A 9,594-nucleotide genomic window follows, 5' to 3' on the forward strand; every position below is an offset into this window, starting at 1 on the left:
AAAAAACAGGCCGGACGGTTTGTCAATACCAAACCGTACATGCTGTTTTACCGCACCGCCAAAACACCCTCTGACCTGCTGCTCCTTCCAAATCTCAGCTCACCACGGAGCCCATAAAAGACCATCAGCCCCCGCCCGCACCTCCACCACGCTCTCGCCAAGCAAACCACTCAGTCTGTTTCAAGAGCGCCATCCGGGGCGATCCCCGGCAGAAGCACCGACCAGAACCGGGTCAGCGCGTGCGGGGCTCCCGGCCCGGACGGAACGAGCGCCTCCAGCCCGACCATGGCAGCCACCACCAGCCGCGCCGCGTCCGGCACCGACACCCCCTCGGCCAGCAGCCCGTCCCGCGCCGCCCCGCCGAGCGCCTCCTCGGCCCACCGCCGCCACTGCGCCCGCAGGTCCACCCGGCTGCGGTGCGCGACGTCCGCCCCGAGCCGGAACGCGGCCCGCACGAGCACGTCGTCACCGGCCAACGCCACCAGCGCGTACGAGGACCCCACCAGCGCCCGCAACGGGTCCCGCCCCACCCCGGTGATCCCCCGCACCCTCTCGGCGGCCCGTTCCTCGACGGCCTCCGCCAGGGCGTCCTTCCCGTCGAAATGGAAGTGCAGCGCGCCGGAGGTCACCCCGGCCCGCTCACTGATCGCGGCGACCGAGGCGACGGCGAACCCCTCCTCGGCGAACACCTCCGCGGCCGCGCGCACCAGAGATTCCCGCGTACGTAACGCACGCTCCTGCTTGACCATGGGGGCTCCGTGATTCGCCCCGGACAGGGGTACGGGATCGTCGCGGCAACGCTCGACGCCCCCACCAGAGCCCGGACGGACTCCCACCGGAGACCCCCACCCCCCACCCACACTCCCGGCACACGTGTCAGCGCCGGCCCCCGCGGCGTTAACGGCGTTAACGCCGTTGAGGGCCCCCTCCTTCCTCAACCACCCAAGCCGTTAACGCCGTTAAGTCCCTCCTCCGCCAAAAAGGAACAACACAAACCGCCCCACTCCATCCCAATTCACCGCCCCAACGCTCCTTAAAAGTACTGGTCGACTGGTTTCCTTTCACCCCGCCTCATAGATTGACCCCGCACACCACCACGACCGACAGCGACCGCGACAGGAGGACCCACGTGGCGAGGGTCAGGCAGGAACGGGCCGAGATCACCCGGCAGGCGATCCTCGACGGCGCGGCCACCGCCTTCGACCGCGCCGGCTTCGGCGGCACCAGCCTCAGCGACGTGGTCAAGCACGCCGGAGTCACCAAGGGCGCCCTGTACTTCCACTTCCAGTCCAAGGACGCCCTCGCCCGCACCCTGATCGAGGAACAGTTCCAGGTGTCGGACGCCGTCCCGGCCATCGAGAACCCGGGCCTCCAGACGGTCATCGACCTCACCCACCGCATGGCGGCCGGCCTGCGCTCCAACGTCCGCGTCCGCGCGGGGATCCGCCTGGTCATCGAGCTGGGCTCGTTCACGCACCCGGACCCGTCCCCGTACAACACCTGGATCGACACCTGCGTCCACTGCCTGACGCCGGCCCAGGAGCGTGGTGACCTCCACCCCTTCCTCGACGTACGCGACCTCTCGACCTTCCTGGTCGGCTCGTTCACCGGCATCCAGGTCACCTCGCACGTCCGCACCGGCCGCGGCGACCTGCACTGCCGGGTGGTGGACCTGTGGAACTACCTCCTCCCCGGGATCACGCCCGAGCGGCGCCGGCCCTTCTTCGACCCCGCGGGCTCCCCCGCCTGCCGGACCGAACTCGGCCTGCACACGGTCCTCCCCAACTCCACCACCACCGGCTGACGGCCTGACGGCTCCCCCCGACAGGGCGGCCCCGTGCACGCCGTGGCGAACCACGGGGGTGCTCGCCACGGCGTGCACGAGGCCGCCCTGCCCCCCTTTCCCCACCCCTCCAGGCCCCTTCGTTAGCAAAACCCAAGCGTGGCGCTCACGCGCACCCAAGAACGTTAGTAAAGTCCCTCTCATGACTTCGCCCTCGTCCCAGAGCGACCGAGAGAAGGTCGTCTCCAAGCTCCCCCCGTGGCTCCGCCAGGAGTTGAAGATCCGCACCGCCCAGCTGCGGGTCGACATCCAGGACGCCGTCCACGAGGGCATCGCCCAATGGAGCGCCCTCGCCTCCGCCCCCTCCCCCGTCGACACCTCCGGCGCCGAGTCCTTCTCGACCTGGCTCCCGGCCGGCCAGTGGGAGTCCTTCCGCACTCACGCCAAGGACCGCGGCGTCTCCCTCATCCAGGGTCTCGCCCAAGCGGTGGTCCTCTGGCTGGAGCTGAACCCGGCGCCCACCGTCAAGCGCCCCTCCGTGGTCCGCCGCATCGTCGTGTGCAACCAGAAGGGCGGCGTCGGCAAGACCGCCATCACCGCCGGCACCGCCGAAGCCCTCGCCGAGGACCCCTCCTCACTCCACCCGGTCCGCATCGCCCGTCAGCTGGCCCGCCTCGGCCCGGCCGACGAAACCGAGCAGCACCACGCCCCCGCACCTGCCACCCCCCTGGACCTGGAAGACCTCCCGGGCCTCGGCATGCGCGTCCTGCTCGTGGACTTCGACCCGCAGGGCCACCTCACCAAGCAGCTCGGCCAGCAGCCGCTCCCCATCGGCGGCGACAGCCTCACCTGCCACATGGCGGGCGAAGCCAAGGGACCGCTCTCCGACCTGATCGTCCCCATCCCGGACGAGCGCTTCGGCGACCGCCTCCACCTCCTGCCCGCCTGCACGGACGCCTTCCTCCTCGACGTCCGCCTCTCCACGGTCCGCGCCCGCGAGGCCGCCCTGGAGCGCGCCCTCTCCCCCGTCGAGTCCGACTACGACGTCATCCTGATCGACTGCCCGCCCAGCCTCGGCCTCAGCATGGACGCCGCCATCTACTACGGCCGCCGCCGCGACGCCGAACAGCCGGGCGCGTCCGGCGCGCTGATCGTCGTACAGGCCGAGGACTCCTCCGCCGACGCGTACGACCTCCTCACCTCGCAGATCAACGACCTGCGCGACGACCTCAGCCTCGACATCGACTACCTCGGCCTCGTCGTGAACCTCTACGACGGCCGCCGCGGCTACATCGCCACATCGTCCCTCCAGGCCTGGATGGACATAAAGGATCCCCGCGTGGTGGCGATCGTCCCCGACCTCAAGGAACAGCGCGAGGCGGTCCGCGTGAAGCAACCGCTCTTCGTCTACGCACCCAAGGGCGACCAGGCCGTGGCCCTGCGCGCCCTCGCAAGGGAGATCTCATGAGCAAGGCCGACAAGCTCGGGGTATCGGCTTCCTTCGCCCGCGCCCAGCCGGTCGGCGTGAGCTCCCGCCGCGCCGCCATCGCCGAGGCCACCGGCGCCCCCACCTCCGGGGTCGTCCCGCCCTCCGAGGTCCCCATCGAGGCCCTCGCCCACAACCCCTTCAACCTCCGCGAGGACCTCACCGAACTCGACGAGCTGGCCGAGTCCCTGGCCGTACGGGGCCAGCTCCAGCCCCTCGCGGTCGCGACCCGGATGGCCTTCATGGAGGCCCACCCGGGCGCGACCGACGGCCTGGGCCGCGCCCCGTACGTGGTCATCGACGGGAACCGACGCCTCGCCGCCGCCCACCTCGCCGGCCTGAAGACCATCCAGATCCACGTCAACGACGCCCTCTCGGCCTCGGCGGCGGACATCCTGGAATCGGCGCTCATCGCCAACGTCCACCGGGTCGACGTGGCCCCCATGGACCAGGCCCGCGCCCTCCAGGAACTCGTCGACGTCCACGGCTCCCAGGCTCAGGTGGCCAAGCGGATCGGCAAGACGGCGGCCTGGGTCTCCCAGCGGCTGACCCTGCTCAACCTGACGCCCACCCTCCAGGAGAAGGTGGAGACCGGCGAGCTGAAGGTCGAGCCGGCCCGCCGCATCGGCCGCCTCCCCCAGGAGGCCCAGGAGGCAGCCGCCGACGAGAGCATCAAGGCGGTCAACCCACCCCGCCAACGCACCCGCCCGACCCCCCCAACCGTTAACGCCGTTAACGCCGTTAACGCCGAACCCCCCGCCCCGGCCCCCACCCCCCGCATCACGATCTCCACCCAGTCCCCGGAAACGATCGCGGACGCCCTGACCGCGCACCTCACCCCGGACGATCTCAAGGCGGTCACCGAACTCCTCCTGACCCGCATCTGAGACCGCACACGCGGGGGCGCTGACTGAGCAACCGGCAACGCCCCCGCATGCCGTCCGAGGCGGAGGCACCGTTAACGCCGTTAATACCCCACGTGCGTTCCATGTGCGTTCCACAGTGCGATTCACGTAGGCTGCCGCTGGAGGTATCCATGAGCGAGATGAACGAACAGACCACCCTCTTCGCAGCGGTCGACGCCCTGCTCGAAGAGGCCGCAGCCCTGGACCCGCTGCCCAGCCCCGACGAGCGGAGGCGCCTGCGCGAGGCCGGAGGCTTGAGCCAGGACCAGATCGCCAAGGCCCTCTCGGTCCGCCGCGAAACGGTCACCTCCTGGGAAACGGGCCGCACCGCCCCCCGCCCTCCCAAGCGCGCCGCCTACGCCCGCCTCCTGGAAGGTCTCGCCTCCCTCCACCCCTCCCACACCGAGGACCTTGTTAACGGCGTTAACGGCGTTAACGCCCCCACGCCACACCCCAACCCACCCCACCCCGAACCCCGCACCCCCACCCTTAACGCCGTTAACGCCACCCCCACCGCGACACCCCCCACCCCGGCCACCGTTAACGCCGTTAACGCCCCCTCACCCACCAGGCCCTCCCCCAAGCCGGCCACCACATCCCCCCTCCCCCTCTTCTCCGGCAACGGCCCCCTGGCCGTCCTGGACGGCACCGGCCACGCCCACGCCGCCGACGGCCTCCTCCTCCCCCACCCCACCTCCGACCTCCCCGCCCTCATCACCTGGGCCCTCAGCCCCGACGCCGACCTCCGCGCCCCCCGTCTCCACCGCAACGGCAAGGACGGCGACCCCCTCCTCGTCCTCACCCCCGCCGCCTGCGAAGCCCTCGGCCTCCCCCTCACACTCGAAGACCGCCGCGCCCTGCGCCTCCCGGACAACCACCCCGTGATCAAGCAGCTCACCAAGGCCAAGTGGCAACTCACCCGCCGCGGCTTCGGCCCCTGGGCCCGCGTCTACCGCCCGGCCTCCCCCACCACCGGCCGCCAGTGCGTCCAGCTCGCCGTCCTCCCCTGGGGCGCCCTCGACGCCCGCGCCTGGGGCGAGGACACCCCGGACCTCCCGGCCCCCGAACTCGCCGAGCTGCTCACCACGTACGCCGCCCGCGTCCTCACCCCCCGCGGCTCCACCGCCGTCACGGGCCTGGAACTGATGACGGCCCTACGTCCGCCCACCCGCGCCGCGCGCAACCCGCAGACCAACGCCTGGGAATCCGCCCCCGTCCCCGGCTCCCTCACCCGCCCCGTCGACCCGGCCCCCCCGGAGGCCCCCGACGAACACCCGGTGGTCGCGTCCCTCTACCCCCGCTCCCACCAGCGCACCCCGGACCAGGTCCTCGACGAAGAGGCCTACGACTGGATCCGCGACCCGGAACTCCTCACGGACGCGGAGTGCGCCGCCACCCACGCGGTCGGCATCGACGTGAACATGGCCTTCGCCGCCGCCGCGAACCGCCTCGTCGTCGGCGTCGGCCCCGCCGTCCACACCCCCCACCCCCGCTTCGACCCCAAGACCCCCGGCTGCTGGCTGGCCGACCTCTCCTCGGTCCCCCACGACCCCCGCCTGCCCAGCCCCTTCACCCCCCACGGCAAGGCCCCCACCGGCCCCGCCTGGTACGCCACCCCGACCCTGGCCTACGCCCAGGAGCTCGGCCACGACGTCCGCCCCACCGAAGCCTGGCTCCGCCCCGACCACGCCCCCTACCTCGACGCCTGGTACACCCGCCTGCGCGACGCCTACCTCGCCACCATGGCCGACCTCGGCGTCACCCCGGCCCTCACCGAGCCCGAGTTCCTTGAGGCCATGGCCATCCACAAACAGCGTGGCCCCCTCTCCACCGCGGTCCTCTCGGCGATCAAGTCCACCGTCAAGGGCGGCATCGGCAAGCTCCGCGAACGCCCCCAGGGCGCCGCCTACCGCCCCGGCGAACCCTGGCCCGCCCTGGAACGCCCCACCTGGCGCCCCGACATCCGCGCCGCCGTCATCTCCACGGCCCGCGTCAACATGCACCGCAAGATGCGCAAGCTCTCCACCGAGGCCGGCCTCCACCCCATCGCGGTCCTCTCCGACTGCGCGGTCTACCTCTCCCCCGGCCCCAGCCCCCTCGACTTCCTCCCCCGCACCCCGGAAGGCAAGCCCCTCCCCGGCGGCTTCCGCCTGGGTGTCAGCCCCGGCATGGTCAAGCACGAAGGCACCCAGCCCCTCCTCTGGGCCGTCGGCATGCTCGACGAAGGCCTCAACCCGGCCCGCCACATCAAGGGCCACGACGCAGCGGCAGACGGCGAGTAACCACACACCATGCCCGACGACATCTCGGACAGCCTGACCAAGGCCGACGAACTCCACTTCACCCGCCCGATCCCCAAATCGGCGGGCGCCCAGATGCGCTTCCTGGTCAAGAACCTCAAATCCACGAAGCAGGCAGCCGCCCTCCTCAACATCTCCCAACGCACGGTCGAGCGTTACGTCAAGAACCAGCTCAAGCAGCCCAAACCCGAACTGGCCGCCCGCCTGGAGGCGGAGGTACGCCGCCGCTGGCAGCCCCTCGTCCGCAAACGCGCCCGCGACCAGGCCGCCCGCACCACCGGCCTGGTCATCGAAACCCGCGCCCGCTTCGGCTTCACCGCCGCCCCCGGCACCACCGACGACGGCCGCATGCGCCGCATCACCCAGCACCTTCCCCCGGAGTACGCCCAACGCCTCTTCACCGCCCAGGAATCCGGCGCCACCGAAGCCCAACTCCGGCACATCACCGCCGAAGCCCTCCAGGAGATCTACTTCAAGGACAACGGCGCCCGCGCCACGAGCCTGCTGGTCGAATTCACCGACATCGACTACGTCGACTTCGCGTTCTAGAAGAAGGCCACACAACCGCCGCACAGCCCCTGACAACGCAAAGAGGGCCCCGGGATACCCCGAGGCCCTCAACCACTCCCAAAACCCCCTCAGAACCCCTCCAGGGCCCTGCCCACCTACCCGACGGCGTGCAACGTCCTCCGCCGCTTCGACTCCGCAGCCTTCTTCGCAGCGGCCTGCGCCGCCCGCTTCTTACGCTGCTCCGCCAACTGGTCCTGATACTCCGCCACCGCCTGGTGGTAGCTGGCGACATACCCCCGGGCGTCCAGCCGCTCCTCGGGCGCCATCTCGTTCACCGCGGCGACGGCGTCCTCGAAGGAGTTGTACCCGGCCAGCATCGGATTGATCTGGTAGACCCCGTTCCTGACCTTCCGCACGAGCTTCGCGAGCTCCAGGCTCCGCAGCGCCGCATTGACGCTCGGCCGGCTGAGCTCCAGCATCCCCCCGATGGAGGCCTGATCGATGAGGATCCGCCCCCCGGGCTCACTCAGCGAACGCAGCTTCAGCAGCACGCGGTACGCAGCCGGCGGCAGGTCCAGGTCGGAGAGAAGCCCGTCGGCGTTGACCGCAGCGAATCGCAAGGTGCTCACTGAGCTGTCCCTTCTTCCTTACGCTGCGCCCGGCTCAGCCGGCGCGCAGCGCGCTCCTTGGACCGTTCGGCCCGCAGTTCCTCGATTGCCTGCCGCATGTGGTCCAGCGACGGGAAGCGCACCAGATCGGGCAGGCTCGTGTCACCGCGAATCTGCGAGATGGTGCTGTGCTGCTCCACCTTCACGAACTCACCCGCCGTCTCGGTCCCCGGGATGAACTCGGCCACCCGGTAACTGTAAGGCGGGTTGAACTGGTACACACCCCGCCGCACCTTGAAGACGATCCCATGAGACATGACAGTGTGCAGTGCCTCCGACGTCTTTGTCCGGCTGACGTCCAGGATCGTAGCCATCTCCTCCTGAGTAAGCGGAATCCGCCCCCCCGCGCGCTGACACGCGATCAGCAGCAGGATGAGCCTCAGGGGCAAGGCTTCCCTGAAGTACTGGGCGATCACCAAAAAAAACTCAAGGCTGTCCATCGAAAACGCATTTGGCTGACTCTGCGTCCCGTAGAACTCCAGCGGCTTGCGCTCGCCGTCCAGGGTGAGCTTCCGGCTGGGGTACCGCTTCGCGAGACTGTCCAGATCCTTGACCGGAGCCAGCGGCTGACTCCAGGCCGAGATCGCGTCATCAACGGGGAGATCAGGACGCGGCGCGCGCGACGGACTCGGCCGACGGCGCTGTGGCTCTGATGACACGAGGATGCTCTCCACTTCGTTGATCTGCAGAGAGAGTATGTCAACAAGGGTGACACTAATGTCACGCTCGTTGACGTTCGGCGTGTCTTGTGTCCCCTCAGCAGGGACACATCTCAGCCATGACGCTTCCAGCCGCCTCCCGGCCGCGGCTCCCCAACCACTCCCTCCCCTCACCCAGTTCGCGGACCTATCTCCGCTAAAACGTCAGCCCCCCCGACGTTTTAGCCCAAAAAGCGTCAGCCTCACTGACGTTTTGCCGTCGTTCTGTCCCCCTAGCAGCGACACATCGCCCGAGTTATGTCCCTCCTGAGGGGACATAACTTTCCCCCCGCACCCCGTCTGACCTGCGACAACGCATCTCCGTACCTTCTATAGGCCGTCGGCTGCCGCGCTCAACGCCTCACAACGTCCTACGTCCGCCATCTCCGACAGAACCCAACGCCCCCTTACCCGTCTAGCCCCCACACACCGCCACCCCGGACACGGTGTCCATAACCACGCAGAATCTGACTGATTCCTATCTCTATCCTTACTTCACTTTGAATCACCCCGTTGGCGGGAGGCCTGGTGTTGGCTCTGCGGCCAACTGATGGATTGTCTGGCCTCGTAGTGGGCTCGGTGGGTGTTAACGGCGTTAAGGGGGGCGGGCCGGTAATCAGCGCCCTAGGTCCGGAACGAAACGGGGGACTGTCTGAAGCGAAGCGGAGGACAAACCGGCTCTGAGCAGAGCGAAGGCTTCACTGTCTAGGCGCGCAACGCCTAGAACTGTCCGGAGCGAAGCAAAGGACAGGCCAGCCCAAAGGGCTGGCAATGGGCCTGCGAAGCGGGCCTCCTCCGAGCGCAGCGAGGCAGGTTCGCTACCTAGGCGCGCAGCGCCTAGGTCTTGGCCTGAGCGAAGCGAGGGCCAAGGCTGGCCCTGAGCAGAGCGGAGGGCCAGCTCAGGGCTGCAAAGCGGCCCTCCCGGCGAGCGCAGCGAGGCGGGCCCCTGTCCAGGCACGCAGCGCCTGGCCTTCCCCACGGAGCGAAGCGTAGGGGGGAGACCGGCCCGAAGGGCCGGCTATGGCCTTGCGAAGCAAGGCCTCCGCTGAGCGCAGCGAGGCGGGTTCGTTGCCCAGGCGCGCAGCGCCTGGGCCTTGGCCAGAGCGAAGCGGAGGCCAAATCGGCCCGGAGCGGAGCGGAGGGCCGACTCTGGGCCGCGAAGCGGCCCTCCCGCCGAGCGCAGCGAGGCGGGCTCCCTGCCCAGGCGCGCAGCGCCTGGGGTCCCGCTCCGCGGGAGATCGGAA

General features: G+C 69.8%; 8 protein-coding genes. 5 read left to right on the top strand and 3 right to left on the bottom strand.

Annotation, left to right across the window (positions count from 1 at the left end; all coding sequences use genetic code 11):
• Nucleotides 1-170: 170 nt before the first annotated feature.
• The gene (locus ACZ6ZT_RS30960; protein ID WP_469723468.1) at nucleotides 171-749 is read right to left on the bottom strand and encodes a ScbR family autoregulator-binding transcription factor; all 579 of its coding nucleotides are present in this window, start codon (nucleotides 747-749) and stop codon (nucleotides 171-173) included.
• 380 nt (nucleotides 750-1,129) lie between these two features.
• Between ACZ6ZT_RS30960 and ACZ6ZT_RS30965 the strand changes: the two genes are divergently transcribed.
• The 5 genes from ACZ6ZT_RS30965 (at nucleotide 1,130) to tpg (ending at nucleotide 7,023) form a co-directional block, all read left to right on the top strand.
• On the top strand, nucleotides 1,130-1,804 hold the full coding sequence (locus tag ACZ6ZT_RS30965; protein ID WP_469723469.1) for a ScbR family autoregulator-binding transcription factor: 675 nt from the start codon (nucleotides 1,130-1,132) through the stop codon (nucleotides 1,802-1,804).
• A gap of 181 nt (nucleotides 1,805-1,985) precedes the next feature.
• Nucleotides 1,986-3,251, top strand: coding sequence for a ParA family protein (locus ACZ6ZT_RS30970; RefSeq protein ID WP_469723470.1), 1,266 nt, complete (start codon nucleotides 1,986-1,988; stop codon nucleotides 3,249-3,251).
• Nucleotides 3,248-4,156: a ParB/RepB/Spo0J family partition protein gene (locus ACZ6ZT_RS30975; protein WP_469723471.1), complete on the top strand. Its 909-nt coding sequence runs from the start codon at nucleotides 3,248-3,250 to the stop codon at nucleotides 4,154-4,156. Before ACZ6ZT_RS30970 ends, ACZ6ZT_RS30975 begins: the two co-directional genes overlap by 4 nt.
• A gap of 158 nt (nucleotides 4,157-4,314) precedes the next feature.
• Nucleotides 4,315-6,456: a telomere-associated protein Tap gene (gene tap, locus ACZ6ZT_RS30980; protein WP_469723481.1), complete on the top strand. Its 2,142-nt coding sequence runs from the start codon at nucleotides 4,315-4,317 to the stop codon at nucleotides 6,454-6,456.
• Nucleotides 6,457-6,465: 9 nt separating this feature from the next.
• Nucleotides 6,466-7,023, top strand: coding sequence for a telomere-protecting terminal protein Tpg (gene tpg / locus ACZ6ZT_RS30985; RefSeq protein WP_469723472.1), 558 nt, complete (start codon nucleotides 6,466-6,468; stop codon nucleotides 7,021-7,023).
• Nucleotides 7,024-7,139: 116 nt separating this feature from the next.
• On the opposite strand, the gene ACZ6ZT_RS30990 is transcribed toward tpg, so the two are convergent.
• Together ACZ6ZT_RS30990 and ACZ6ZT_RS30995 are read right to left on the bottom strand one after the other, a co-directional pair.
• Nucleotides 7,140-7,613: a MarR family transcriptional regulator gene (locus ACZ6ZT_RS30990; protein ID WP_469723473.1), complete on the bottom strand. Its 474-nt coding sequence runs from the start codon at nucleotides 7,611-7,613 to the stop codon at nucleotides 7,140-7,142.
• Complete coding sequence (locus ACZ6ZT_RS30995; protein ID WP_469723474.1) at nucleotides 7,610-8,326, bottom strand: hypothetical protein; 717 nt, start codon at nucleotides 8,324-8,326, stop codon at nucleotides 7,610-7,612. The genes ACZ6ZT_RS30990 and ACZ6ZT_RS30995 overlap by 4 nt, the downstream gene beginning before the upstream one ends.
• Between the last annotated feature and the right edge of the window lie 1,268 nt (nucleotides 8,327-9,594).

Source organism: Streptomyces sp. NPDC102258, from assembly GCF_055584685.1.